The 25,732-nt window shown below is 72.5% G+C and carries 28 protein-coding genes; 8 read left to right on the top strand and 20 right to left on the bottom strand.

What is annotated here, in order from left to right; all coding sequences use genetic code 11:
- Positions 1–31 precede the first annotated feature (31 nt).
- Positions 32–1,576 carry an acyl-CoA carboxylase subunit beta gene (locus tag ACQUQ1_RS08665; RefSeq protein ID WP_435064125.1) on the top strand — a complete coding sequence of 515 codons (1,545 nt, stop codon included), beginning with the start codon at positions 32–34 and terminating at the stop codon, positions 1,574–1,576.
- Between the two features lies 1 nt (position 1,577).
- On the top strand, positions 1,578–1,919 hold the full coding sequence (locus ACQUQ1_RS08670; protein ID WP_435063883.1) for a hypothetical protein: 342 nt from the start codon (positions 1,578–1,580) through the stop codon (positions 1,917–1,919).
- Between the two features lie 29 nt (positions 1,920–1,948).
- Here the strand turns inward: ACQUQ1_RS08670 and ACQUQ1_RS08675 are convergent, their stop codons facing one another.
- The gene (locus tag ACQUQ1_RS08675; protein ID WP_435063884.1) at positions 1,949–3,427 is read right to left on the bottom strand and encodes a cytochrome P450; all 1,479 of its coding nucleotides are present in this window, start codon (positions 3,425–3,427) and stop codon (positions 1,949–1,951) included.
- A 92-nt stretch (positions 3,428–3,519) separates the two neighbouring features.
- On the opposite strand from ACQUQ1_RS08675, the gene ACQUQ1_RS08680 reads away from it, so the two are divergent.
- The 3 genes from ACQUQ1_RS08680 (at position 3,520) to ACQUQ1_RS08690 (ending at position 6,903) form a co-directional block, all read left to right on the top strand.
- A complete protein-coding gene (locus ACQUQ1_RS08680) occupies positions 3,520–4,182 on the top strand; it encodes a helix-turn-helix domain-containing protein (RefSeq protein ID WP_435063885.1) in 663 nt (220 codons plus the stop codon).
- A gap of 156 nt (positions 4,183–4,338) precedes the next feature.
- A complete protein-coding gene (locus ACQUQ1_RS08685) occupies positions 4,339–6,201 on the top strand; it encodes an acetyl-CoA carboxylase biotin carboxylase subunit (protein ID WP_435063886.1) in 1,863 nt (620 codons plus the stop codon).
- Positions 6,202–6,276: 75 nt separating this feature from the next.
- Entirely contained in the window at positions 6,277–6,903 is a 627-nt protein-coding gene (locus ACQUQ1_RS08690; protein WP_435063887.1) for a hypothetical protein, read from the top strand.
- A gap of 36 nt (positions 6,904–6,939) precedes the next feature.
- Here ACQUQ1_RS08690 and ACQUQ1_RS08695 read toward each other — a convergent pair whose 3' ends face one another.
- The 6 genes from ACQUQ1_RS08695 to cofD all read right to left on the bottom strand — a co-directional run bounded on the left by ACQUQ1_RS08695 (position 6,940) and on the right by cofD (position 12,009).
- Positions 6,940–8,043, bottom strand: a complete 1,104-nt coding sequence (locus tag ACQUQ1_RS08695) for a DUF63 family protein (protein ID WP_435063888.1) — start codon at positions 8,041–8,043, stop codon at positions 6,940–6,942.
- A 221-nt stretch (positions 8,044–8,264) separates the two neighbouring features.
- Positions 8,265–8,459: a 30S ribosomal protein S17e gene (locus ACQUQ1_RS08700; protein WP_435063889.1), complete on the bottom strand. Its 195-nt coding sequence runs from the start codon at positions 8,457–8,459 to the stop codon at positions 8,265–8,267.
- Between the two features lie 94 nt (positions 8,460–8,553).
- Positions 8,554–9,291 carry a DUF447 domain-containing protein gene (locus tag ACQUQ1_RS08705; RefSeq protein ID WP_435063890.1) on the bottom strand — a complete coding sequence of 246 codons (738 nt, stop codon included), beginning with the start codon at positions 9,289–9,291 and terminating at the stop codon, positions 8,554–8,556.
- Positions 9,288–10,160: a triphosphoribosyl-dephospho-CoA synthase gene (locus ACQUQ1_RS08710; protein WP_435063891.1), complete on the bottom strand. Its 873-nt coding sequence runs from the start codon at positions 10,158–10,160 to the stop codon at positions 9,288–9,290. The genes ACQUQ1_RS08705 and ACQUQ1_RS08710 overlap by 4 nt, the downstream gene beginning before the upstream one ends.
- On the bottom strand, positions 10,157–10,951 hold the full coding sequence (locus ACQUQ1_RS08715; RefSeq protein WP_435064126.1) for a tRNA-dihydrouridine synthase: 795 nt from the start codon (positions 10,949–10,951) through the stop codon (positions 10,157–10,159). Before ACQUQ1_RS08715 ends, ACQUQ1_RS08710 begins: the two co-directional genes overlap by 4 nt.
- Before the next feature lie 65 nt (positions 10,952–11,016).
- On the bottom strand, positions 11,017–12,009 hold the full coding sequence (cofD, locus tag ACQUQ1_RS08720) for a 2-phospho-L-lactate transferase (protein WP_435063892.1): 993 nt from the start codon (positions 12,007–12,009) through the stop codon (positions 11,017–11,019).
- A 144-nt stretch (positions 12,010–12,153) separates the two neighbouring features.
- Here cofD and ACQUQ1_RS08725 point away from each other — a divergent pair, with 144 nt between their 5' ends.
- Complete coding sequence (locus ACQUQ1_RS08725) at positions 12,154–12,666, top strand: gamma carbonic anhydrase family protein (protein WP_435063893.1); 513 nt, start codon at positions 12,154–12,156, stop codon at positions 12,664–12,666.
- Positions 12,667–12,713: 47 nt separating this feature from the next.
- Here ACQUQ1_RS08725 and ACQUQ1_RS08730 read toward each other — a convergent pair whose 3' ends face one another.
- The 7 genes from ACQUQ1_RS08730 to ACQUQ1_RS08760 form a co-directional block, all read right to left on the bottom strand.
- On the bottom strand, positions 12,714–13,031 hold the full coding sequence (locus tag ACQUQ1_RS08730; RefSeq protein ID WP_435063894.1) for a 2Fe-2S iron-sulfur cluster-binding protein: 318 nt from the start codon (positions 13,029–13,031) through the stop codon (positions 12,714–12,716).
- 6 nt (positions 13,032–13,037) lie between these two features.
- The gene (locus tag ACQUQ1_RS08735) at positions 13,038–14,450 is read right to left on the bottom strand and encodes a selenium-binding protein SBP56-related protein (RefSeq protein ID WP_435063895.1); all 1,413 of its coding nucleotides are present in this window, start codon (positions 14,448–14,450) and stop codon (positions 13,038–13,040) included.
- A gap of 189 nt (positions 14,451–14,639) precedes the next feature.
- Positions 14,640–15,110: a nucleoside-diphosphate kinase gene (gene ndk, locus ACQUQ1_RS08740; RefSeq protein ID WP_435063896.1), complete on the bottom strand. Its 471-nt coding sequence runs from the start codon at positions 15,108–15,110 to the stop codon at positions 14,640–14,642.
- 6 nt (positions 15,111–15,116) lie between these two features.
- Positions 15,117–15,293, bottom strand: a complete 177-nt coding sequence (locus ACQUQ1_RS08745) for a 50S ribosomal protein L24e (RefSeq protein WP_435063897.1) — start codon at positions 15,291–15,293, stop codon at positions 15,117–15,119.
- 4 nt (positions 15,294–15,297) lie between these two features.
- On the bottom strand, positions 15,298–15,522 hold the full coding sequence (locus ACQUQ1_RS08750; protein ID WP_284014164.1) for a 30S ribosomal protein S28e: 225 nt from the start codon (positions 15,520–15,522) through the stop codon (positions 15,298–15,300).
- Between the two features lie 6 nt (positions 15,523–15,528).
- Positions 15,529–15,891, bottom strand: coding sequence for a 50S ribosomal protein L7Ae (rpl7ae, locus tag ACQUQ1_RS08755; protein WP_435063898.1), 363 nt, complete (start codon positions 15,889–15,891; stop codon positions 15,529–15,531).
- A gap of 260 nt (positions 15,892–16,151) precedes the next feature.
- Positions 16,152–16,901: a cyclase family protein gene (locus tag ACQUQ1_RS08760; protein ID WP_435063899.1), complete on the bottom strand. Its 750-nt coding sequence runs from the start codon at positions 16,899–16,901 to the stop codon at positions 16,152–16,154.
- 87 nt (positions 16,902–16,988) lie between these two features.
- Between ACQUQ1_RS08760 and ACQUQ1_RS08765 the strand changes: the two genes are divergently transcribed.
- Complete coding sequence (locus tag ACQUQ1_RS08765; RefSeq protein WP_435063900.1) at positions 16,989–17,153, top strand: hypothetical protein; 165 nt, start codon at positions 16,989–16,991, stop codon at positions 17,151–17,153.
- A 49-nt stretch (positions 17,154–17,202) separates the two neighbouring features.
- Here ACQUQ1_RS08765 and ACQUQ1_RS08770 read toward each other — a convergent pair whose 3' ends face one another.
- From ACQUQ1_RS08770 to ACQUQ1_RS08795, 6 genes are all read right to left on the bottom strand, one after another.
- On the bottom strand, positions 17,203–17,937 hold the full coding sequence (locus ACQUQ1_RS08770; protein ID WP_435063901.1) for a GNAT family N-acetyltransferase: 735 nt from the start codon (positions 17,935–17,937) through the stop codon (positions 17,203–17,205).
- Between the two features lie 112 nt (positions 17,938–18,049).
- A complete protein-coding gene (locus tag ACQUQ1_RS08775; RefSeq protein ID WP_435063902.1) occupies positions 18,050–18,412 on the bottom strand; it encodes a hypothetical protein in 363 nt (120 codons plus the stop codon).
- 6 nt (positions 18,413–18,418) lie between these two features.
- Positions 18,419–20,125, bottom strand: a complete 1,707-nt coding sequence (locus ACQUQ1_RS08780; RefSeq protein ID WP_435063903.1) for an FAD-dependent monooxygenase — start codon at positions 20,123–20,125, stop codon at positions 18,419–18,421.
- Entirely contained in the window at positions 20,118–21,920 is a 1,803-nt protein-coding gene (locus ACQUQ1_RS08785) for an electron transfer flavoprotein subunit alpha/FixB family protein (protein WP_435063904.1), read from the bottom strand. Before ACQUQ1_RS08785 ends, ACQUQ1_RS08780 begins: the two co-directional genes overlap by 8 nt.
- A gap of 2 nt (positions 21,921–21,922) precedes the next feature.
- Positions 21,923–22,774 carry an electron transfer flavoprotein subunit beta/FixA family protein gene (locus ACQUQ1_RS08790; protein ID WP_435063905.1) on the bottom strand — a complete coding sequence of 284 codons (852 nt, stop codon included), beginning with the start codon at positions 22,772–22,774 and terminating at the stop codon, positions 21,923–21,925.
- Positions 22,775–22,925: 151 nt separating this feature from the next.
- Positions 22,926–23,255, bottom strand: coding sequence for a 4Fe-4S dicluster domain-containing protein (locus tag ACQUQ1_RS08795; protein WP_435063906.1), 330 nt, complete (start codon positions 23,253–23,255; stop codon positions 22,926–22,928).
- Between the two features lie 99 nt (positions 23,256–23,354).
- Here ACQUQ1_RS08795 and tmcA point away from each other — a divergent pair, with 99 nt between their 5' ends.
- A complete protein-coding gene (tmcA, locus tag ACQUQ1_RS08800; RefSeq protein WP_435063907.1) occupies positions 23,355–25,697 on the top strand; it encodes a tRNA(Met) cytidine acetyltransferase TmcA in 2,343 nt (780 codons plus the stop codon).
- Positions 25,698–25,732: the final 35 nt, after the last annotated feature.

Consider the following 25,732-nt stretch of genomic DNA (forward strand, 5'->3'; position numbering starts at 1 on the left):
ACGCGTCGACCCGAGGTGATCTGCCGTGACGATGGAGGACCGGATCGAGGAGCTCCGCGAGAAGCGCGCGGAGGCCGAGAAGGGCGGCGGCGAGGAGCGCATCGAGCGCCAGCACGAGAAGGGCAAGATGACCGCGCGCGAGCGGGTCGACTACTTCCTCGACGACGGCACCTTCCACGAGTTCGACCAGTTCCGGACGCACGACACCCACACGTTCGGGATGGAGGAGAAACAGATCTACGGCGACGGCGTCGTCACCGGCTACGGCGAGGTGAACGGCCGGAAGACGTTCGTGTTCGCCCACGACTTCACCGTCTTCGGCGGCTCGCTGGGCGAGGTGTTCGCCGAGAAGGTCTGCAAGGTGATGGACAAGGCGATGGACGTGGGCGCGCCCGTCGTCGGCCTCAACGACTCCGCGGGCGCGCGCATCCAGGAGGGCGTCGGCTCGCTCGCCGGCTACGCGGAGATCTTCCGGCGCAACACGGAGGCGTCGGGCGTCATCCCCCAGCTCTCGGGGATCATGGGCCCGTGCGCCGGCGGCGCGGTGTACTCCCCCGCGATCACGGACTTCGTGTTCATGGTGAAGGAGTCCAGCCACATGTTCATCACCGGCCCCGAGGTGATCAAGACGGTCACCGGCGAGGAGGTGAGCTTCGAGGAACTGGGGGGCGCACAGACCCACGCCTCCACCTCCGGGGTCGCCCACTTCGCGGAGGACTCCGAGGAGGAGGCGCTCGACGACATGCGCCGCCTGCTGTCGTACCTCCCGCAGAACAACGTCGAGGACCCGCCCAGGGTCGACCCGTGGGACGACCCCGAGCGCGCCGACGAGGAGCTGAACACGATCGTCCCGGACCAGCCGCGCAAGCCCTACGACATCACGAACGTCGTGGACCGCGTCGTCGACGAGGGCTCGTTCTTCGAGACGCACGCGGACTTCGCGAAGAACATCGTCACCGGCTTCGCCCGCCTCGACGGCCGCTCGATCGGCGTCGTCGCCAACCAGCCGCGTGTCAACGCCGGCACGCTCGACATCGAGGCCAGCGAGAAGGGCGCGCGGTTCGTCCGCTTCTGCGACGCGTTCAACGTCCCCATCCTCACGTTCGTCGACGTGCCCGGCTTCATGCCCGGCACCGACCAGGAGCACAACGGGATCATCCGCCACGGCGCGAAGTTGCTGTACGCCTACTCGGAGGCGACCGTGCCGCTCCTGACGGTTATCACGCGCAAGGCGTACGGCGGCGCCTACGACGTGATGGCCTCCAAGCACATCGGCGGCGACGTGAACTACGCGTGGCCGACCGCGGAGATCGCCGTGATGGGCCCGCAGGGCGCGGTGAACATCCTCTACGACGACGAGCTCGCCGACGCCGACGACCCCGAGGAGAAGCGCCAGGAGCTGATCGACGAGTACCGCGAGGAGTTCGCGAACCCCTACACCGCCGCCGACAAGGGGTTCCTCGACGACGTGATCGAGCCCCCGGAGACGCGCCCGCGACTCATCGACGACCTGGAGATGCTCTCCTCGAAGCGCGACTCGCTCCCGGAGAAGAAACACGGCAACATCCCGATCTGAGATGGCGACCGACGACCCCGACCGGGCCGAGCCGACGGACGACGCCGAGCCGGTCGACCCGTCAGCGCCCTCGGACCCCGACACGCTCGCGGAGCGGCTGACGCTCCCGGACGACGCCGACGCCGAGGAGGCGGCCGCCATCGTCGCCGCGGTCGGCGCGCACGTCCGCGACTCCGAGGCCGCCGCCGCGGCCGCCGCGGCCGACGACGGGGAGGAGACGTGGGACGGCAAGCGCTGGGCGTTCGCGGGCCGCCTCGACGCGCTTCAGGGGCGCGCCGCGCGCGCGCCGCGGGGCGCGCCGACGGACGCGTGGACCGCCAGCGGGCGGACCGACCGGTTCTGAGCGGACGGAGCCCCCGCCCGGACACCCGCCTACCGTTTCGAGACGCGAACGCGGAGCGGCTCGCTCGGCTGCAGCGTCGCCGCCGCCTCGAACGACGGCTCGCCGTCCGTCACGGGCTCGACGTCGACCGCGCCGAACACGACCGCGAGCGTCGCGCGCAGTTCCAGCGACGCGAACCGCATTCCGATGCAGTGGCGCGGGCCGCCGCCGAACGGGAGGTACGCGTACTCGGGGCGGTCAGGGTCCTCCTCGATCCACCGTGAGGGGTCGAACGCCTCCGGGTCGTCCCACCACCGGGGGTCGGCGTGGAGCCGCCAGACGGGCAGCGAGACGTTCGTTCCCGCCGGGATCCGGTAGCCGCCGACGACCACGTCCGCGGCCGGCTCGCGGAACAGGACGTACGCGGGCGGGTACCTTCGGAGCGTCTCCTTGACGACCCGGTCGGTCAGGTCGAGGTCGCGGAGGGCGGTCGCGTCGAGGGGCGCGGCGCGACCGCCGTCGTCGTCGCCGACGTCCGTCACCTCCCCGTGTACGCGCTCGGCGACGGCGGGGTGGCGGGCGAGCGCGTGCGTGCCGTACGCGAGGGCGAGCGACGTCGTCTCGTGACCGGCGAACAGGAACGTCATCAGCTGGTCGCGCACCGCCTCGTCCGAGAGGGCGTCGCCCTCCCCGAGGCCGACCAGCAGGGTCAACAGGTCGTCCGCCTCGGCGGGGTCGGTACCCCGGCGACGGCGAACGAGGTCGTCGACGTACGCCCGGAACGCCGCTGTATCCCGGGCGAAGCGGCGGTTCGTCGGCGTCGGTACCCAGTCGGGGAGGAACGCCGTGACCGACCCCGCGTCGGCGCGCTCCTGCACGCTGGCCGCGGCCGCGCGGATCACCTCGTACCCCTCGCCCTCGTTGACGTCGACGCCGAACAGCGTCCGGCCGAGCACGCGCATCGCGAGCGTCGAGTACGTCGCTTGGAGGTCGATCACCTCGCCGTCGTCCCACGAGTCGACCAGCAGACGGGCCTCCTCGACCATCGCGTCGGCGAACGCCTTGATCTTCTCGCGGTAGAACAGCGGCCGGAGTTGCGTCCGTTGCTCGCGCCACTCCTCCCCCTCGGCGAGGAGCAACCCGTTCTCCAGGAAGTCCACCCCGGAGCGTCGCTGGACGTGGGACTTCCGGAAGCCGTCGGCGTCGTCCACGAGCACGCGCTCGACGTCGGCCGGATGGAACAGCGCGACGTTGTTCCAGATCCCGAAGTCGTAGGAGACCACGTCGCCGTACTCGAACAGCCGGTCGTAGAACGCGAACGGGTCACGGACGAACCGCGGGAGCGTCCCGAGCACTGGGACGCCGTCGGGACCGGGCGGGAGCGACGCACGCTCGGGATCCGATCCCGGCGCTGCGGCGCCCTCGTTTCGGCGGGGCGGGACCCCCGATCCGGTTTCGGATCCCCGTCGCGTGTCGCCGTCCGCTCGATCGTCCGTCGCGGTGTCCTCGGTGGCTGTCGGACCCTTCATACTCGGTCCTGATCGGCGTGGCCGGTTCGAGATTCGCACGAACCTCGTCGTGTGTTTATATAGTATCGCCCGCTACCGAACGGATCGGACCGATGCGCTACCTCGACGCGACGATCGAACGGCCGTCGGACGCCCGCCACCCGATGCAGACGTTCATCGCCGAGACCGACGCGGTCAGGCGGGAGGAACTGCTGGCGCGCCACGGGCTCCCCGACCGGGGCGTCGAGTACCTCCTGTTCCTCGTCGAGGGTGACCGCGACCGGTACCGCGAGGCGGTGGCCGGCGTCGATTCGGTCCGGGAGTTCCAGCTCTCGCCCGTGGACGACTGCCGGTTCTACGCCTTCGTCGCGGAGGAGACCCGCCCGTCGGACGCCGCGTGGCGCGAGGCCTTCGCGGAGCGTGGACTCGTGGTCCCGTTCCCGGTCCTGTACGACGGCGACGGGCGCATGCGCCTGCGGGTCGTCGGCAGGGCGGAGGCGCTGCGGGCGGCCGTCCACGACCTGCCCGGGGGGTTCGACGCAACGGTGCACAGCGTCGGCGACCTGGACCACCGGCTCGGGTCGCCGGCGGCCCGGCTGACCGCCCGGCAACGGGAGGCGCTCGCGGTCGCCTTCGACGCCGGCTACTACGAGGTTCCGCGGGAGACCGATCTCGACGCGGTCGCCGACTCGCTCGGCTGCGCCCGCGCGACCGCCTCCGCCCACCTCCGGAAGGCCGAACGCGCGCTCGTCGCGGACGCGATCGGCGCCGAGTAGCGCGATCCGGACGGACCCGGTGGCCGACGACGCGCATGCCGGATCGTTCACTCGCGCGCACGGTAATCTTCCGGCCCGTCAACCGCCGATCGGCGGGGGCTGGACGACCCCGAACCGACGGTTTGAGTAGACGGCCGGCGGAACCGTCTCGCAAGAATGACCGAAACTCGGGGATTCGACAAGGTGTTGGTCGCCAACCGCGGGGAGATCGCGGTCCGGGTGATGCGCGCCTGCGAGGAACTGGGCATCGAGACGGTCGCGGTGTACTCCGAGGCCGACAAGCACTCCGGCCACGTCCGCTACGCCGACGAGGCGTACAACGTCGGCCCCGCGCGGGCGGCCGACTCCTACCTCGACCAGGACGCGATCGTCGAGGCCGCCCGGAAGGCCGACGCCGACGCGATCCACCCGGGCTACGGCTTCCTGGCGGAGAACGCCGACTTCGCCGCGAAGGTGGCCGACGCGGAGGGGATCACCTGGGTCGGCCCGGACGCCGAGGCGATGGAGGCGCTCGGCGAGAAGACGAAGGCCCGACGGATCATGGACGAGGCGGACGTCCCGATCGTCCCCGGGACGACCGACCCCGTCACGGAGGTCGAGGAGGTCACCGACTTCGGCGACGAACACGGCTACCCCGTCGCGATCAAGGCGGAGGGCGGCGGCGGCGGCCGCGGGATGAAGGTCGTCGAGTCGGCCGACGAGGCCGGAGACCTCCTGGAGTCGGCCAAGCGCGAGGGGCAGGCGTACTTCTCGAACGACTCGGTGTACCTGGAGCGGTACCTGGAGACCCCCCGCCACATCGAGGTGCAGATCGTCGCCGACGAGCACGGCAACGTCCGCCACCTCGGCGAGCGCGACTGCTCGCTCCAGCGGCGCCACCAGAAAGTGATCGAGGAGGGCCCCTCCCCGGCGCTCTCGGACGAGCTCCGCGAGCGGATCGGCGAGGCGGCCCGCCGCGGCGTCCGCGCGGCCGACTACACCAACGCCGGCACCGTGGAGTTCCTCGTCGAGGAGGACCCCGACCGCGACCCCGACGAGCCGCTCGGCCCGGACGCGAACTTCTACTTCCTGGAGGTGAACACGCGCATCCAGGTCGAGCACACCGTCACCGAGGAGCTGACGGGCATCGACATCGTGAAGGAACAGCTCCGGGTCGCGATGGGCGAGGAGATCGGGTTCTCCCAGGACGAGGTCGAGTTGGAGGGTCACGCGATGGAGTTCCGGATCAACGCCGAGAACGCCGCGAACGACTTCGCGCCCGCCAACGAGGGGCACCTGGAGACGTACGACCCGCCGGGCGGCATCGGCGTCCGCCTCGACGACGCGCTCCGCCAGGGCGACGACATCGTCACCGACTACGACTCGATGATCGCGAAGCTGATCGTCCACGGGTCCGACCGCGCGGAGTGCATCGCCCGCTCGAAGCGGGCGCTCGCCGAGTACGACATCGAGGGCGTCGTCACCGTCGTCCCGTTCCACCGGCTGATGCTCACCGACGAGACGTTCGTCGAGGGCAAACACACCACCAAGTACCTCGACGAGGGGATCGACCGCTCGCGCTTCGCGGAGGCTCAGGAGCGGTGGGGCACCGGCGACGCCGCCGGGGTCGACACGGACGAGGAGGAGTCCACCGAGCGCGAGTTCACCGTCGAGGTGAACGGCAAGCGCTTCGACGTGAGCCTCGAGGAGCGCGGCGCGCCCGCCATCCCGACGCCCAACGGCGGGAGCTCGGGCTCGGGCCGGATGGAGCGCCCCGACGTGGCCGAGGAGGACGACGGCGGGGACGAGGTCGTCGTCGAGGGGGACGGCGAGGCCATCGCCGCCGAGATGCAGGGCACCATCCTCTCGGTCGACGTGAGCGAGGGCGACGAGGTCGCCGCCGGCGACGTGGTGTGCGTGCTGGAGGCGATGAAGATGGAGAACGACGTGGTCGCCGACAAGGGCGGCGTCGTGAGTCGGGTGCTCGTCGGCGAGGGCGACTCGGTGGACATGGGCGACGTGCTGGTCGTGCTGGAGTAGGTCCGGATCCAGCGGACTCCGTAGGCTTTCCCTGAAGACACTTGTTCCCCCCGCGACTGGGGGAACGTACCCCACATGTCGAGCGAGGCGCGGACGGGGTCGCCCCCCGACGGAGCCACGAGCCGAGCCGGTGTGCTGATCGCGGCGGTGTTCCTTCTCGGGATCGGCGTCTTCGGGTACGGGCTCGCGACCACGGTCGGCGTCCTCCCGAGCGGCTTCGGGATCCTCGGCGTCCTCCAGTTCGTCCTACTCCTGGTCGGATCGCTCCTCGTCGCTCTGACTGCGACGGCCGCCGTCCGACTCCGCCGACGGGAGCACCCGCGGACGGTGACGACTCCCCAAGCGGTCCGGTCGGGACTCGTCGCCGCCGCGACCGCGTTCTGTGTCGTCGTTGCCGCGTGGTGGGTCCGGGAGGGTCGCGTTCTCGTCCCCCAGTTCCCCGAGTGGATCCTCCTCGGGTCGGTCGGGCTGGGCCTCCAGTTCGCGCTCGGAACCGTGACCCCGGGACGGACGCGACGCAGGCTGTTGGCGGGCGAACTCGTCGCCGTGTCTCTCCTTCTGTTCACCTTCCTCGCCGTCGACCGAGGACGGATACAGCCGGTGTCGTATCTGACGGTCAGCGGCGGCGCAGCGGTTCTCCTGTTCCTGTTCGGCTACCCGCTGTACCTGCTGGGATCGGAACTCCACGGAGCACCGGACTAGCGGAACTCTTTGCCGGACCGGAACCGAGACGGACGCTCAGATCCCGAACGTCGCGCGCAGCATGTCGCGCGTCCCGGGGCCCATCCCGACGGCGGTCACCGCGATCAGCAGCAACACCGCGTAGCGCGGCGACTCGGCGAACAGTTCCTCCTCGAAGATGGCGAGCACCAGCACGGCGGCCACGAGCTTCACCACGAGGAACGGCCACGCGGCGCCCGCGGTGTCGACGATGAACTGGTTCACCGGGTGCTTCGGGACGAGGTTCGGGCCGGCGCCGAGCGCGACCATGTAGTCGAGGCCGACGACGTTGGCGACGCCGTCGAGCGCGTGGGCGGCGATGACGACGACGCCCGCGGCCCCCGTGCCCGAGTGGACCCACGGGATCGCCGCCCGCGTCGCGTACCACGTCCCCGCCGTGGCGACGGCGGTGGCGACGAGGATGACGCCGATCACCTGCGGGTAGAAGGTGACGGGATTGCCGGGTTCGAGCGCCAGCGCCGCGAGGAAGCCGACGGTGAGCACGTTCAGCGCGATGCCGACCCCGAGGATCGGCCGCTCGATGCCGTCGATGGCGCCGCGGCGGTCGAGCCAGACGGCCGCGACGACCGCCGCGAGGGTGAGCCCGAAGACGGTGAAGTAGATGATCGGGCTGATGAGCAGGGTGTCCCACGGGTACGGCAGCAGCGTGTCGGCCATCGCGTTGTCGGCGTCCTCGACGACGCGCAGCGCGCCCCCGAACACGAAGAAGGGGACGAGCGCGAGGAAGAAGTCCGTGCTCCGTGCGATGTCCAGCCGGCGTAACAGGAGGACGACCCCGGCGAGCGCGACGAGCAGGATCGCCACGTAGCCGGCCTCCGAGACCAGCGTGTAGCCGGGGTAGGCGACCGGCTCGGCCGCGGCGGTGCACTCCGCCTGCGAGTAGAGGTACTCGACGCTGCTGCCGGGGCGGATCGCACAGGCCGCGGAGTTGGCGTCGGCCTGCACCGGTCCCCAGAAGTAGTGCCAGATGAAGCCGTCGTACACGCGTTCGGGGAACGCCAGCGCTCCGCCGGCCAGAGCGAGCACGCCCGCCGTGACGGCCGCGAGGTACGCCGTCTCCGGTGACGTCCCCAGCCGGTCCGCGAGCGAGGAAGTCGACATACCGGGGAGCGGCGGGCCTCGTCGTTCAACCTGTCGGTTGCGTGTGCCCGGAACGCACGCCGGAACGCCGGCGCCGCAGGACGCCCGAAGCCGAGCGTGACCGCCGAGACCGCGGCGGTGCCCGGGTCCGTGCCGCCGGGGACGGGAGCGACGGCACGCACGGCCGCGGCTCGCCGGTCACTGGACGTCGGACGCGCGTCCGCGAGAACTCCGGTAGCAGATTACGCCGAGGCCGCGCTGCTGGCCTTCTTGCGCGTGATGTAGCCCGCGATGCGGTTGCGGACGCCCTTCGACTCCACGTTGGTCAGTTTCTCGACGTTCTCCTTGTTCGTCTCGAAGTCCGTGTTGAACGACTCCGGGTACTTCTCCAGCAGCAGCGTCGCGAGCTGCTTGACGTACTTGGGTTTGATCGCCATGTCGGGAACAAGACGGAACGCGAACTAAAAGCGTTCGTTCCGCGTCGCCCGCGTCGCGGCCGCTCGACGGCCCGCTCGCTCGACCGCGCAGGGCTCACGGGTCGCTCCGCTCCCCCTTCGCATCGAGATGCTCGCTGCACTCGCATCTCGCACGCCACCCGCTGGCGTCGCTCAACCGCTCGAACGCCTCGCGCTCGGCCGGCCCGCCGCAGCGGTCGACCACGTCCGAGAAGTACCGAAGCCGCTCCAGCAGGACGTCGGTGTCGTACGCCGGCACGTCGAGCCGCGAGACGGCGACCGTGGCGTCGACGACCGCGGCGAACCCGCGGTTGATCGTCCGCACCCCCGTCCGCTCCACGGCCGCGTCGGTCACGCGCAGGTGCCAGTCGACCCACTCCGTGCCGCCGCGCTCGCCGCTGTCGACGCGTTCGGCCGTCACCTCCGCCCACGCGTCCGCCGAGTCGAGCACGGGCTCGTCCTCCTCGCGGACCGTCGCCGCGGCGTCGACGAAGTCGCGCGGGTCGGTCACGAACTGGACGACGCCGCCGCCCCGCTCGGTGAAGTTCCGCCGGGTCCGCGTCCGGCCCCACGTCCGCGCGCGCACCGGCGCCTCGGCCGGTCTGTCGTCGTGTTCGGGTGCGTGGAGGCCGAGCGCGGCCACGTTCCACTTCCCGTTCGGGCCGAGCGTCGCCACGACCGACTCGGTGACGCCGCGGAGGTCCGCGGGCCAGGCGTCGGTCGCCGTTCCCGCGTCGGCGTCGGCGTTCCCGCCGTGGGCGTCGTCGTCTCCGCCGTCGCTGTCCCCGGCGTCGTCGGACGGGCGCTCGCTCACACCGACACCCCCCGTTCGAGCGCGACGAACAGCGCCGCGGCGGCGATGTCGGCCGTCGTCCCCGGGTTGACCCCGCGGTCGACCAGCTCCTCCGCCCACGCCTCCGCCTCGTCGAGCGTGTCGACCTCGTCCGCCCGCTCGCGCACCTCCCGCGCGACCTCCGGTCCGTGCTGGGTTCGCACGAGCGTGTCCTCGGCCTCCGCGAGCAGGTCGAGGAACGCGCGGGCCGTGCGATCCGTGATCGGCCCCTCGTCCGCGCGGATCGCCGCCGCCGCGCGGAACGTCCGCGGGAAGCCCTCGACCCACTCGCGGGCGTTAGCGTCGCCGCGGCCGTCGGGCAGGTCGGCGGACTCGCGCAGCACGTCGAACAGCGGCAGGCCGCGCTCGCGCAGCGTCGCCACCGCGTCGGCGCCGCGGCGCACGTCCAGCGCGTCCATCCCCTCGGGCGGGTCCGTCACCGCCACGTCGACGTGCTCGAACGCCCGGTAGAACCCCGCGGCGTCCGCGACGGTCGTGGCCTCGCACACCGCGCGGACGCCCTCGCGGGAGAGGTCGCCCGCGGCGGCCGCGCGCACGAGCGGGACGAGCAGGAGCAGACAGCCGAACTGCGTGTTGCCGCCGGACTGCTCGCTCATCCCCGCGACGGCCGCCTCGAACGCCTCGCCCACGGGGTCGCCGGCGGCGGCGCGGTCGAGGCCGGGCCGGGCGCCCACCGCCCCGGCGAGGAAGTGTTCGAAGCGCAGGTCCGCGAGGTCCCGCCGGCGGTCGACGTTCCCCGGCTTCGGCGTGCCCGCGACCTCCAGGAGGAGCGCGAGTTCCGCGTTCGCGGCGGGGTCCCGGCGCGGGACCCCGTCGGGTGTCGCGGTCACCGCGACACCTCCGGCGCGTCGCGCCCCTCCTGCCTCCCTGCGGTGCCCTCCTCGGCGACCCACTCGTCCACGGCCTCGCGTACCCGCCGGAGGACGCGCGGGTCGTCGCTGGGCCGGCCGACGCTCACCACGTCGGCGCCGGCGGCGAGGTACTCGCGGACCGTCGCGCGGCCGCGGACGCCGTTGTTCGCGATCACCGTCATCCCCGGTGCCGCGTCCTTGACGATGCCGACGACGCCCTCGGAGTCCATGGCGTCGACGTGGACCGCGTCCGCGCCGGCGTCCGCGACCGCGCGGGCCGTCCCCGCCGGGTCGACGCCGTCGACCTCCGCGCGGACCTTCACGCTCACGTCCGCGCCGGCGTCGCTCGCGGCGGCGACGTACCCGGCGAGGCGGTCGGTGTCCCGCAGGAGCGACTCGCCGCAGCCGACCGCGCACAGTTCCGCCTGCCGGCAGTGGGCGTTCACCTCCAGGATCGCGCCGTGGTCGGCACACACCGCGGCGGCGCCCCGGATCGCCTCCGGCCGGGTGGCGCGGACGTTCACCGCGGGTCGCAGAGCCGCGTCCGCGTCGGCGACGGCGGCCAGCTGCGCGTCGATCCACGCGACGGGGTCCTCGGGGAGGAACTCGTCGCGGTCGCGGTCGGCGACCATCCCGCGGACGGCCTCGCGGCTCTCCCGGTCGACCGCGATGCCGCCGAGGAACGCCGCGCCCGCGTGCTCGGCGCCCGCGAGCGCCCACTCGGCGTCGGACTCGCCCGAGAGGCTCGACAGCGCCACCGGCGGGTCGATCCCGAGGGTCCGGGCGGGCGCCGGGCGGCCGCCCGCGTCGCTCCGGTCCCCGCTTCCGCTCCCGGTCACCGGACCACCTCCAGCGCCTCCCGGCACGCCCGGGCCACGCGGGCGGCGTCGGCGGCGTCGTCCATCCGGGTGTCGGTGCGCACGACCGGCCGGTCGAGGTCGGTGCCGTCCGCCTCGTCGAGCACGAACGCGTCCGCGAACGGGTACGCCGCCGCGACGCCGGCGGTGCTCGGCTCGCGACCGACGCCCCGCATCAGGTCGGCGGCCGGGCCGGAGAACACGCGGTCCTCCACGAACGGCGAGACGGCGACGACCGGCGTCTCCGCGAGCGCCGCGCGGATCCCCTCGACCGCGAGCATCGGTCCGATGCTGGTGACGGGGTTCGAGGGGCCTATCACCACCTCGTCGCCGAGGGCGTCGCGGACGGCGTCGGTCGCCGCCGCGGCGTCGCCGCCGCGGAACTCGACGTCCTCGACCGCCGGCTCGCCGCGGTTCGCCACCCAGTACTCCTGGAAGTGCATCGGCCCCTCGGCCGTGTGGACGATCGTCGCCACGGGGTCGTCGCTCATCGGGAGCAGGTCGATATCGAGGCCGAAGGCGTCCGCGAGAGTCCGGGTGACCTCGGTGAGGGTGTTCCCCCCGTCGAGCAGCGAGGTCCGGGTGACGTGGACCGCGCGGTCGCGGTCGCCGATCTCCATGAACTCGGCGACGCCCGAGAAGCGCCGCCAGCGGGCGATCTCCCGGCCCGTCGTCTGAGCCGCCTCGGGGAGGTAGCGCGGGCCGCCGTCGAGGCCGGCGGCGTCGGCGAGCCGGTGGAGCTCCTCGTGGGTCTCGGTCGTGTCGTCGGCGATCCCCCACCACGTCTCGCGGTCGATGACGCCGCCGCCGTGGAACAGGACCGTGTCGAGGTCGGGGCACACGAGGTGCCCGCCCAGCTCCACGTCGTCGCCGGTGTTCCCGACGACGGTCGTGGATCCGGGGGCGAAGACGTCGGCGGCGCCGTCGAGGAGCTTCGGCGTGCCGGTGCCGCCGGCGAGGAACGTGACCATGGGCGTGCTTGGACGCCGTCCGATTTGTATGCTGTCGTTGGGGGCGACACCGGCCAGCGCTCCGGCGGCGCGAGCCGTCGGGTCCGTCGACCCCGACCCGCCCGGTCCACACGTTTCAAGCCCCCCAGGCGCGCACCCTCCGCCGTGATCAGAGCCCTCGACGGAACGGAGCCGGAGATAGCGGAGTCGGCGTACGTGGACGAGACCGCCGTCGTCATCGGCGACGTGGTGCTGGCGGAGGACGCGAGCGTCTGGCCCAACGCCACCCTCCGCGGCGACCACGGCCGCATCGAGGTGGGCCGGGAGTCGAACGTGCAGGACGGCGCGGTGCTCCACGAGGACGCCGTCCTCGAACCGGAGGTGACGGTCGGTCACAACGCCATCGTCCACGCGGCGACGGTGGCCGAGGGGGCGCTCGTGGGCATGAACGCGGTCGTGCTCGACGACGCCCGCGTCGGCGAGGACGCCGTCGTCGGCGCCGGCGCCGTCGTCACCGAGGGGACGGAGGTCCCCCCGCGGACGCTCGTGACCGGCGTTCCGGCCGAGGTGAGGACCGAACTGGACGCCGACGCGGGCCCGTCCCCGGGGCGGTTCGGCGCCGACCACTACGCCGCGCTGATCGACCGGTACGAGGAGACGGCCGAACGGATCGACTGAGCGGCGGTCGGGTCGCGTCGGACGCGGTCACTTCCGGGGGTTCGACCTCACTTCCAGGGGTTCGACGTGAGTTCGCGCGCGACGGCGCTGCCGACGCGGAGGACGCAGTCCGCGCGCGGTTCGGCGATACACAGGAGGACGTACCCCTCGTCGAGCCGGTCCCGGTCCAGCGCCCGCGGCGGCCTGCGGTGCGACACCGCCCCCGACAGGAGCTGCCCGGTGCAGGTCGCACACGCGCCCGTCCGACACCCGATCGGGAGGCCGACGCCGGCGCGCTCGGCGGCCGCGAACACGGACTCGTCGGAGCCGGCCTCGACCGTCTCCTCGCGGCCGTCGTCCCACCGGAGGACGAGGTCGTGGGGCACGCGGGGCTACTGCCAGACGTCGCTCGTGCAGTCGCCGTCGGGCCACCGGATCTCGTGGGCGCGCGCCGGTCCCGCCGGCAGGTCGCCGAAGTCGACCAGGAAGTCCTCGTCCAGCGAGAGCGTCCCGCGGCGGGGGTCGACGTCGGCCTTCAGCATGACCGACCCGCGCTCCCCCTCCTCCGGGAAGAACGTGTCGTCCCACGAGGAGAACAGCGAGGTGGTCCAGTAGAGCCGCTCGCCGTCGAGCGAGAGCTGGAGCATCTGCGGGCCGGCGACCAGTTCCCGCCCCTGCACCTCCTGCCGCTCGCCGAAGTACCCGCCGATCGAGATGGAGTCGGCCTTCCGGGGGTTCGCCGGGTCGGAGACGTCGTACATCCACACCTCGCCGTGGAGCCAGTTCGACCCGAACAGGTAGCGGTCGTCCATCGAGATCAGGATGTCCGTCGGGAGCGCCGGCACGGGCATGTCCCAGTCGGGGTGCTCGCGCGCCTCGAAGTCGATGGCGACCTCCGTCTCGTACTCCCCGTCCTCCTCCCAGAAGTGAACGATGTTGGAGGACAGCGCCGCGCCGACGTACCCGTGGGTCGACTCCGGCGTGTGGAGGAACCGCACCTCCAGCGGGATCTGCCCCTCCTCGCCCAGGTCGACCGTCTGCTGCACCTCGCCGGCCTCCCAGTCCCAGAAGTGAAGCTTCCGGCCGTACTTCCCGGCCTCGACGTCGGCCAGGTCGAACCCCGGGTAGTACGTCTCCGGGGCGGCCCACTCCGAGGAGACCATCACGTTCTGCCGGGGCTGGTACCAGAAGTCGTAGTTCATCTCGATCTCCCCCGGCGGCTCCCACCGTCCCTCCACCTCGAAGTCGTCGTTCAGCTCCAGGAACCCGCCGGGGAGCCCGCCGTCGGCGTCGCCGAGCATGCTGATCAGGATCTCGCCGTCCGGGATGCAGTGGACGGTGTGGGGCGCCGAGAGGTCGTGTTCGTACACCTCCTCGGGTTCGATCACCTCCGTCAGCTCCGGGTCGCGGCGGTCCTCGGTGTCGATCACGTGGATCCGCGAGGAGCGCTGCCCGGGCACGAGCAGGTGTCGGCGTTCGAGCCCGCCGACGTGACACGACGACGAGCAGGCGTTCCAGCCGAAGTGGTGCAACTCGTCGCCGCGGTTCGGCATCTCGACGCGGTTCACGACCTCCGCGTACGTGTCGGAGTCGGGGTCCACGTCGACCACCGCGAGGAAGTCGGGGGCGTCCACGTCGCTCCCGGTGTACAGCCCCATCACGTAGGCGGTCTCCTCGGGCTCGGACTCCTCGATCGCCGCCTGCGGCGTCGCGTACCCCGGCCCCTCCACGCCGTGGTCGTGATCGTGGTCCGCGTGTGCGTGTCCGTGTGCTCCCGTTCCCGACGGCTCCTCGGCGTCGCTCATACCCTCCGTGTTTCGTGTCAACTGACCTCACATCGCGCGAGAAAGCAATAATTGCCGGTTTCTTCCGGGGCCCCTCCATACCCCGTCGGCGGCGACGCCGCTGGGCCTCGGAGCGTTCCGGGAGGGATCGCGAGCCGCGAGCGTCCGTCGCCGGTCGGCGGCCGTGCGGCCGCCGAACCACGCCGGACGTCAGTCCTCGTAGACCCAGTCGGCCGCGTCGAGGTCCCAGTCGACGAGTTCGTCCTCGTCGAAGAACAGGGCGATCTCGCGCTCGTTGGCGCCCTCGTCCTCGTGGTCGGAGCCGTGGATGACGTTGTGTCCCAGGTCCAGCCCGTAGTCGCCGCGGATCGTGCCCGGGGCCGACTCGGCGGGGTCGGTCTCGCCCATCATCTTCCGAACCTGGCGGGTGGCGTCGGCGCCCTCCCACACCATCGCGAAGACGGGGCCGGAGGTGATGAACTCGACGAGCCCCTCGAAGAACGGCTTGCCCTCGTGCTCGCCGTAGTGCTCGTGGGCCAGCTCCTCGTCGATCCGCATGAACTTCGCGCCGACGAGCTTCAGGCCGCGGTCCTCGAACCGGGAGACGATGTCCCCGATGAGGCCGCGCTGGACGCCGTCCGGCTTGACCATCACGAACGTGCGTTCGTCGTGTTCGCTCATGGTGCGTTACTCCTGGCCCTCGGCCGTCCACTCCAGGTCGCGCGCCTCGCGACCCAGGTCCGCGTTCTTCTCGCACTTGGCCGAACAGAAGTGCGTGACGCTGCCGTCGACGGCGACGAACATCGTGCCCGTGCCGGGCTCGATGTCGGCGCCGCAGTAGTCGCAGTCTCGTTGCTGGGGCATTGGCTTACTGACCTCCGATGGAGTCGGCGTCGCGCTGGGTCTCGCGCAGCTGGAGGACGTCCCCCATCCGGACGGGACCCAGGACGTTCCGCGTGATGATGCGGCCCTGGTTTTCGCCCTCCTGGATGCGGCACTTGACCTGCATGGCCTCGCCGTGCATCCCGGTCTTGCCGACGATCTCGACGACCTCGGCGGGCGTGGAGCCGCTCTCTTGCTCTTCGGCGGACATGGTGGGTTACCGCAGTTCCTCGACCTTGCCCGCGATGTCGTCGATGTCCTCCTCGGCGTCGCCGGCCTCGGTGACCGCCGCGGCCGCGGAGCCGACCTCTAGGCCGGCCGCGTGGCCGACATCGTCCTGCGTCTCGATGAAGACGTAGGCGATGCCCTTCTCCTCGCAGAGCTCTGGGAGGTGCATGACGATCTCCTCGGGTTCGACGTCCTCGGCGATGTACACGAGCTCGGCGTTGCCGCGCTCGACCGCCTTGGTCGTCTCGTTGGTTCCTTTCTTCACGATGCCGGTGTCGCGGGCGACCTCGAGCGCGTCGAGGCTTCGTTCCGCGAGGTCCGCCGGGGTCTCGTAATCGACGTAGACTGACATTGTTGTGTGGCTTCCCGCTCGGTGGCTCGACACCTCCGCCGGTCGTAAGTCCCTGACGACGGAGCGGGTCACGACCCCGAGCAGGTCGTACTCCATCGGTAGTCGGGAGGGCCGTATAAACGTGTTCAAAGCGCGGCGACCGTGCGATCCCGGCTCACGGCCCGCGGCCCCGCCGTCCCGGCGTCCGCGGCCCGCGGCCACCGACGCGCGGCCGTCCAGCCGCCTCCGGTTTCCGCACGGCTTCCGTGGCGGCGCTCCCCTCACTCCGCCACCGCGCGCGCGGGAGCCCCGTCGGCGTCGACGCGCAGCGGGTACGCCCGCAGGCGGAAGCGCTCCGGGAGTTCGGACGGGAGTCGGAGGTTCTCGACGACGAGGCGGCCCGCCCCGAGCAGTTCGCGGTGGGCCGGGACGCCCTCGGGTTCGTCCCGGGACCCCGTCGCCCGACCGTCCGGTGCGGTTCCGGCCTCGCGCTCCGCGTCGCCCGCGCGGGCCGTCGGCGACGGGTCGGGACTGAGCGTGTCCAGCGCGAGTGAGCACCCCAGGTCGGCGACGCGGCGCGCGGCGGCGCGAGTGAGATACGGGTGGTCGAAGTACCGGTCGGCGCCCCAGTGGGTTCCCCACCCGGTCCGGACCACGAGCACGTCGGCGCCGTCGGCGTCGTCCGGGAGCATCGACGGTTCGATCGGCTCGCGCGCGTCGAGGCCGGCGTCCGTCCCGCCGGCGTCGCCCGAGCCCCCCGCGTCGTCGGTCCCGTGCGCCTCGCCCGGGAGGTCGACGAGGCGCGCGTCGAGCCGGAAGTCCCCGACCGAGAACTCGTCGAGCGTCGCCCCGTCGGGTTCGGTGTGCGCCGGGGCGTCCACGTGCGTTCCCGCGTGAGTCGACAGCGAGAGCCGGGTCACGCGGTAGCCGTCCGCCGCCATCGTCGCGCTCGGCTCGACGGCGACCTCGGGGTCGCCGGGGTACGTCTGCATCCCGACGTCGATCCGTCGGGTGAGGTCCAGGGGGTCCATACGGGAACGCCGCGGGCGACCGCCGTGAACGTGGCGCCCGCGGGCGCCGGTGGAGTCAACTCGGCCGGGCTCCAACTCCGAACCGGGATGACCGAGTGCGCGGAGGAGGGCTGCGCGGGCGAGGCGGCGGTGCGACTGCACGTGCCGTGGGCCGCCGACCGGGACGTGTGCGTGGCGCACGCGCGGACGCTCGTCCAGCGCGACGGGGTCGTCGCGGAGCCGTTGTCCGGCCGCGAGGACGAGTGGCCCTGACCCGACCCGACCCGACCCGACCTGACCCCCGCCGGTACCCGCGGCGGCCTCACTCCAGCCGTCTGGCCATCATCACCTCGTCCACGTACTCCCCGTCGATCTTGTAGTGCCCCTCGCGGACCGCCTCCCGCTCCCAGCCGTGCGCCTCGAGGAACTCGACGGCCCCCTCGTTCGTCGCGGGCACGCTGTTGTACAGTTTCTCGAAGCCGTTGTCGGCGGCCCACGACTCGCCGCGCTCCAGCAAGGTCGACCCGATCCCCTTCCCCCGGTACTCCGGGAGGAGGCCGACCGTCAACACCGCCGTGTGGCTCAGCTTCTCCGCCTCCGGCAGGTCGAGGTGGACCCACCCGATGACGTCGTCGTCGACCGCGGCGACGAAGAACAGCCGCGACCGGAGCTCGTTGTGTCGCAACACCACCTCGTCGTGCTCGATGATGTCCGCGACCGTCTCCGCCTCGATGTACGTCCCCTCCTCCGCGACCTCGCGGATCGCGCCGACGAGGCCGCTCAGGTCCCGCTGTGCGGCCATCCGGACGGTGTACGCGAACCCGTCCGCCTCGTGTTCGGTCGCGTCCTCCTCCTCGTAGGCGACGCTCAGGTGATCGTCCTCCCACGTGAGGTAGCCGTCCCGGACCAGCACCGTCGCGTGGTGGCCGAACGCCGTCGGGTCGAGGTTGAGCGCGCGGCGCGCCTCCCGCTCGTGGACCGTCCCGTGCTCCTCCACGTACTCGTACAGGTCCTTCCTGTCGTCGTGGCTGAACGACAGCTTCTCGGTCAGCTCCATGACTCCTGCTAACACACCGCACTATATAAGTCTACATCGGCCGCCGCCCCCCTCCGGCGACCGGTCGGGCCGAACCCGCGGCGGGTCGCGGCCGAACCGCGGTGGTCGGGCGTCACCCCTCGCGGGGGACGCCGGTCAGTACCCGCGCCGTCGCCACGATGTCGTGGGTGTCGAGCAGCGCCTCCGCGGCGGTTCGGACAGTGACCCCCGGGTCGCACTCGACGCCGTACCGGCGCGCGTACACGACGAGCCAGTCGTTGCAGGCGCGGTTCAGGCGGGCGAGGCCGTCGGGCGGGAGCCGTTCGAGGTCGCCCGTTCGCGCGTCGACGTATCGGGCGACCACCGGGCCGAGTCCGTCCCGGGCCGCCGCGAGCGCCGCCTCCTCGTCGGGCTCCTCCGCCCGCTCGGTCCGTCGTCGCGCCCGGGCCGCCCGCGCCGCGACGGCGGCGACGTCGTCCCCCTCGCCGTCGTCCACGCGCGCTCACCCCTCCCTGAACTCGACGCCCTTCCCGCCGCGGGGGTGGGTCCACTCCGTGTCGGCGACGACCGCGCAGGTGCCGCACTCGATACACGGCTGGGTGTCGAGGCTGACGACCCGCTCTTCGTCGCCGTTCGCCCGGACGGTCTCCTCGCGGTAGCAGCCCCCGCCGAACCCCTCCGCGCTCACCGGGCACGCCGTCACGGCCGTGCCGCTGGCGTCGTAGGAGTTGTCGATCACCTCGATGTGGGGGTTGCCCACGTCGGTGTCGTAGGTGAGGTCGCCGATGCGCTCCTCCAGCGACGGCGGGTCGGCGTCGTTGTCGCCCGCGACCGGCCGCCCCAGCTCCTCGGCGAGGACGGTCGGCACGGTCGCGTACGCCGCGCGCGTGTCCGGGAGCGCGCCAAGCAGGAACGGCGAGTTGAACGCGCGCTCGACGACGCCGCCGGCGACCCGGACGCCGAGGCGGCCGAGGCGCGACCGGGCGAGCCCCTCGACCGCGTCGGCGACCGCCTCGCGCTCGCCGAGCCGCCCGAGGACCTCGTACCGCCGGGGCCGGAGCGTGTCGTACAGCCCCGACTCGTGGAGCTTCCGCTCGTAGCGGTCCCCCGCGCTCTCGGGCTTGCGCCGGTTGCGCGCCTCGATGTACGCCTCGGCCGCGAGGCCGCCCGCGGAGACGGCGTGGTTCATCCCCTTGATGATCGGCCCCTGCGCCTGCATCTGCCCGGCCGCGTCGCCGACGAGCAGGAGCCGGTCCTCGTGGGGCGACGGGTGGGCGACCTTCTTCGAGTCCGGGACGAGCTTCGCCGCGTACTCCCGCTCGTCGTACTCGTCGGGGAGCCACTGCCCGAGGTGGGGGTGGGTGAGCAGCGCGTCGAGCAGCTCGTGCGGCTCCGCGCGCTCGGCCGCGAGGCTGTCGAGGTGGAACACCGTCCCGATCGACAGCGAGTCCCGGTTCGTGTACAGGAAGCCGCCGCCGCGGACGCCCTCGAACAGGTCGCCCGCGAACAGCCTGGCGACGCCCTCGTCGTCGTCGACCCCGAACCGCTCGTTCACCTCCTCGGGCGGCACGTCCACCACGGCCTTCACGCCCTGGAACCACTCCTCCGGCTCGTCCCAGTCCATCAGCCCCGCCTCGCGGGCGAGTTCGCTGTTCACCCCGTCGGCGGCGACGATCAGGTCCGCGCGGATCGGGTCGAGTTCGTCGCAGGTGACGCCGACGACCTCGCCGCCCTCGCGGAGCAGGCCGTTCACCCGAACGCCGGTGAGCAGTCCCCCGCCGGCCTCGACGGTCCGCTCGTGGACCCGCTCGGCGAGCCAGGCGTCCATCCGTCGCCGGAGCACCGAGTCGCACCAGCGGGTGTCGTGCTCGTGGACGCGCCCGAGGTCGACCGTGTGGACTCGCTCGCCCGCGAGGTTGTCCATGTAGTTGCGGGTGACGGGCCGCTCGGTCGCGGCCCCGCGGAACCCCGGGAACAGGGAGTCGAGCGCGAACGGCGCCGACTCCTCGGCGTACAGCAGGCCGCCGGAGACGTTCTTCGACCCCGCCTCGACGCCGCGCTCCAGCACGAGCGTCTCGACGCCGTTGTCAGCGAGGACGGCCGCCGCCGCGGCGCCGCCGGGGCCGGCACCGACCACGACCGCCTCGAACTCCTCGTCGCCGTCGACGGCGGCCGCCGAGCCGAACCCGACGTCCGGTCCGCTACTCATGGGTCTCACCCCCGTCGGACCGCGGGTCAGCGGTCCCGCCGGTCCCGCTCCCGGCGGGCCCGCCGCCGTCGTCGGTTCCGACGCCCGGACCGCCGTCGGCGAGCGCCTCGGCGTCGACGTTCCCCGTCTTCACCGCCTCCGTGAGCCGCGGGAGCACCTCGAAGAGGTCGCCCTCGACGAAGTAGTCGCACCAGTCGTGGATGCGGGCGTCGGGGTCGGTGTTCACGGCGACGATGGTGTCCGACTCGTCACAGCCCACCTTGTGCTGGACGGCCCCGGAGATGCCCGCGGCGATGTACACGTCGGGCTCGACGACCTGTCCGGTCTCGCCGATCTGGCGCTCCTCGCGGGTGTACTCCTCGACGTGACCGTCGAAGCTGTACGAGCCGGTGACGATGCCGCGGGAGACGCCGACTGCGGCGTCCTCGAACGCGTCCGCCAGCTCGAGCGCCAGCTCCATCCCGCGCGTCGGGTCGTCGCCGATGCCCCGGCCGACGGCGACGACCACGTCGTGGCCAGAGAGGTCGACGCCGCCGTCGAGGCGGTCGAACTCCGTCACCTCGACGCGGAACCAGCCGTCGTCGAGGTCGCCCGCGTGTTCGATCACCTCCCCCTCGCGCTCGGGGTCCGGGTCGGGCACCTCGAAGCTCCCCGGGATGACCGACCCGCCCTGCGGGTGGAACTCGCGGTCGGGGTTGTCCAGACAGAGGATCGTCGAGTACTCGAACCCCGAGAAGTCCGGTCGCTTCATGTGCAGGACGCGCTCGAACGTCCGCGTGGTCCCGGGAGCGCCGGTCTTCACCGGGTTGGAGATGCCCACGTCGTCGATGAACAGCCCGGAGCAGTCGGAGGCGAGCCCGGAGTCCAGTTCCGCCTGCACCAGCGCCGAGAGGTCGCGACCGTTGTGCGTCGCCGGGAACAGCACGTATCGGGGCTCGTCGTAGTCGCGCCAGTCGGCGTCGTCGGGGGGCGTCGCCTCGCGGTCCTCGTCGCGGGCGGGCGGGTCGGCGCCCCACCGGGCCATGTCCGCGAACACCTCCGTGTACGGCTTGTGCTGGAACCGCGCCAGACGGTCGTCCTCGTGGTAGACGACCACGTCCGCGCCGAGCGCGATGCACTCGTCGGCGTGACGGGCCACGTCGTCGCCGATGAGGACCGCGACGACGCGCTCGTCGTCCTCGTCTGCGCGGTCTTCGACCGCGTTTCCGACGTACTCGTCGTTGTAGCCGTCCATCAGCTCGCGGGCCTTCCCGAGCAGCTCCCGCGACACGTCGAGCAGGTCGCCCGCCTGCGTCTCGCAGTACACCCACATGTCGCGGTAGGTGCCGTCCGACAGCGCCCGCACGTGGCGCTTGTCCGCCGTCGGATGGTCCAGCTCCGGGTGGCGCTCCTCCGGCGGGGCGCGGTCCGTCTCCGCGCCGCCGGTCTCGCCCTCCTCGCCCCCCTCGACGGAGTCGAGGCGCCGGTCGATCAGCCTGAGGACGGTGTCGCGCTCCTCGCCCTCGACCTCGCGCTCCCTGAGGTCGCGCAGGCGGTCCGGGTCGTCGACGCCCTGGAGGGCGTTGCCGATGTCGGCCACCGACATCGCGTCGAGGTCGATATCGCCCTCCTCGGCGTCGTCGCCGTCGTCCGTCACCCGCTCCAGCCTGCTCTCGATGACGGTGATCACCGCGTCGCGGTTCTCGCCGTCGCGCTCGGCCGCCAGGAGGGCGCGGAGTTCCTCCGGGTCGTCGATCGACTGGACCTTCGGGCCGAGTTCGGAGACGTCGAACTCGGCGGGGTCGAACTCGGGCACGCTCAGTCACCCCCCGCGTACGGCGTCAGTTCCTCGACGACCTCGCCCAGCGCGTCCGGGTCGGCCGGGTCCACTTCGGTCGCCTCCCGTTCCGCGGGCGCTCGCGGGATCGGGTCGACCGAGGAGACGATCGTCGGCGACCCGTCGAGGCCGACGTAGTCGGGGTCGAGGTTCAGCTCCTCGTGGTCCCAGTAGGTGACGTGTTCGTCGATGTCCGCGGCCCGCTCGCGGGCCTCCTCGCGGAGCCGCTTGCGTTCGAGCCGGTGACGGGCCGTCCGATACGTCGGCTCGAACTCGGGGTCCGCGACGACGAACGCCGGCAGCGACGTCTCCACGGTCTCTATCTCCTCGATGTCGCCCTCGACCAGCCGCTTGGCGCGCAGCGTCCGCTCGTCGGGGTCGATGTCGAGCGCGACGACGTGGGTGACGATCGGCATGTCGAGCCCCCAGCAGGTCTGCGGCCCGGTGTGACCCGTCTCCCCGTCGGCCGTCTTGAAGCCCGCGAACACCAGGTCCGGCTCGCCGAGGCGTTCGATCGCGGTCGCGAGCGTGATGGCCGTCGCCCACGTGTCGGCGGCCGCGAACTCCTTGTCGGAGACGAGATAGCAGTCGTCGGCGTACACCGACTCCATCGCCTCACGCAGCACGTCCTCGTACCCCGGCGGGCCCATGCTCATCACGCTCACCCGGCCCCCGTGCCGGACGCGGGTCTGCAGCGCCGCCCGGAGCGCGTGTTCGTCGTTCGGATTCATCACCGTCGGCGTGTTCCCCCGCTCCAGGTGGCCGTCCTCGTCGAACGAGACCTTCCCCTCGCGGAAGTCGGGAACCCCCTTCGTCAGTACGATCGTGTCCATTGGTACCACTCGACGGTTTTGGTGTCATCAGTTCAGGGTAAAACGTTTCCTCCCGTTCCCGGCGTCGACCCCTCGCTCGACCGTCGGCGTCCCGTAGCTGTCGCTACTCGCCGTCGCTTCCGTTCGTCGGCTGGTCTCGCCCCGACGGAACTCAGAGTCGACCCGCCCGGCCGGCGTCCACGTCGATGGCGTCCACGGGGCAGACGTCGACGCAGATCATACAGTCGATGCACTGGTCCTCGTTCGCCGGGTCTGCCTTCAGTTCGCTCTCCGGGTGGCCGGGGGAGTCGACCCACTCGAACACGTCGACCGGGCAGTCCTCCAGGCAGGCGCCGTCCGCCAGGCAGATGTCGAAGTCGACCGCGACGTGGGTCCCGTGGATCCCCAGCTCCTCCGGCTCGTCGACCGGGCCCCACACCGCGTGGCCCTCGTGCTCGTCCACCTGCTCGCGGTTCTCCTCGAAGCTCGGGTCAATGGGCATTGCTACCGCGTGACACTATCGCACGAGAACTTAAACGTGGGTGTCGACGGCGCCGCCGCCGACGGAAAGAGCCAACCCCGGCCGCCGGGAAGCGCGGGTATGGACCTCGCGGCCCTCGCCGGGGAGCTCCGCGCGGAGGCGCGCCGGACCGACCAGCGACGCCTGCTCGTCCTCCACGGCGACCGCGACGCCTGCGTCGACGCCGCCTTCACCGCCGTCGAGGGGGCCGGTGTCGCGGACGACGACGTGACGCTGCTGTCGACGCGCGAGGGGTTCCGCTTCGAGCGCCGCCGCCCCAAGCACGCCCGCCGGCTGCTCGGGACGACGCGTGACGCGGTGATCCTCGACGCGTTCGCGGAGTTCTCTCCGAACGCGGTCGGTCAGTCGGTCGGCGCCGTCGACGGCGGCGGCCTGTACGTCCTCCTCGCGCCGCCGCTCGACGAGTGGCCTGACCGCCGCGACGACTTCGACGAGTCGCTCGCCGTGCCGCCGTTCGGCCTCGACGACGTGACGGGCCGGTTCCGCTCCCGCCTGGTCGACACCCTCCGTCAGCACCCCGGGGTCGCGGTGGTGAACGTGGGCGGGGGAGAGAGCGACCGTGACGGTGGCGGTGACGCCGACGGTGACAGCGACGCCGTCGAGGTCGAACGCGACGGCCTCACGGGCGAGGAGTCGCCGCCGCCGGCGTCCGCGCCGTCGACCCCGGCGGACGCGGCGTTCCCGGACGCCGCCTACGAGGCGTGCCTCACGGGCGACCAGTCGCGCGCGCTCTCGTCGCTGGAGCGACTGCGAACACCGGAGTCGGCCGTCGTGGTCGAGGCCGACCGGGGACGCGGGAAGTCCAGCGCCGCCGGCCTCGCGGCCGCGGGCCTCGCCGCGGAGGGACGCGACGTGCTCGTCACTGCGCCGTCCTTCGGCGGCGCGGCCGCGCTGTTCGAGCGGGCGCGGGCCCTCCTCGACGACCTCGACGCGTCGCTCGCCGTCGACGAGGAGCGCCGACTCGTGCTCGCGGGCGGGGGCGCGAGCGACGGGCCGGGGGAGGGACCCGACCGCGACGGCGCCGACTCAGTCGGCCGGATCAGGTATCTCCCGCCCGCCGAGGCGGTCGACGCGGCCGGTGACGCGGACGTCGCCGTCGCGGACGAGGCCGCGGCGCTGCCGGTGCGCCTGCTCGCGGGCCTGCTCGACGCCCCCGCGGCGGCGTTCGTCACGACCGTCCACGGCTACGAGGGCGCCGGGCGGGGCTTCTCCGTCCGCTTCCGCGACCGCCTGGAGGAGTCGGACCGCCGCGTGACGGACGTGCGGATGGACGACCCGATCCGCTACGCCCGCGGCGACCCCGTCGAGGGGTGGGCGTTCCGCGCGCTCATGCTCGACGCCCGGCCCGCCGTCGACGCCGCCGTCGGGGACGCGACGCCGGAGTCCGCGGAGTACCGCGCGCTCACACCCGACGACCTGCTCGCCGACGAACACCTGCTCGGGGAGGCGTTCGGGCTGCTCGTGCTCGCGCACTACCGGACCGAGCCGAACGACCTCGCGCGCCTGCTCGACGCGCCGAACCTCTCGCTGCGGGCGCTCGCCCACGAGGGGCACGTCGTCTCGGTCGCGCTGCTCGCCCGCGAGGGGGACCTCGACGCGGCGACCCGGGAGGCGATGTACGACGGCGAGCGCGTCGCCGGCAACATGCTCCCGGACGTGCTGACGAGCCAGCTGCGCGATCCGGACGCGGCCGCCCCGGCCGGCCTGCGGGTCATGCGCATCGCGACCCACCACGCCGTCCGCGGCCGCGGCCTCGGCTCGCGGCTGCTCCGCGAGGTCGAGTCGGAGTTCGGCGACGAGGTGGACTACCTCGGGACCGGCTTCGGCGCCACCCCGGACCTGCTCGACTTCTGGGCCGCCAACGGCTACCGGACGGTCCACCTCGCGACCACCCGCAACGACGCCAGCGGCGAGCACTCCGCGCTCATGGTGACCCCGACGGGCGAGGAGGGCCGCCGGCTCGCCCGGCGCCACGCCCGGTGGTTCCGCGAGCGGATCGGTTCGGTCCTCTCGGACGCGTTGCGGGACCTGGACCCGGACGTCGTCCGCGCGGCGCTGTCCGCCTGCGACGCCGACGGCGACCCGCTCGTGGACTGCACCGACTACGAGTGGCGCCTGACCGTCGCGGCGGCGTACGGCCCCGGCCTCGCGGACATGGCCCCCCGGCCGTTCCGGCGCCTCGCGCTCGCGCACCTGCTCGACCGCGAGTGCGACCTCTCGGACCGGGAGGAGCGCCTGCTCGTCCGGAAGGTGCTGCAGGCGCACGACTGGGAGGCGGTGACCGGGGAACTCGGGTTCGTCTCCGCGGCCGAGTGCATGCGGAGCCTCGGCCGCGCGCTCCAGCCGCTGGTGGACCGCTACGGCGGCGAGGTCGCCGCCGCGGAGCGCGACCGGTACGAGTGAGGTCGGCGCGCGCGGCGACGACGGTGCTTATTGGG

The organism is Halobaculum sp. EA56 (assembly GCF_051195075.1).
In the GTDB taxonomy this organism is placed as follows: Archaea; Halobacteriota; Halobacteria; order Halobacteriales; family Haloferacaceae; genus Halobaculum.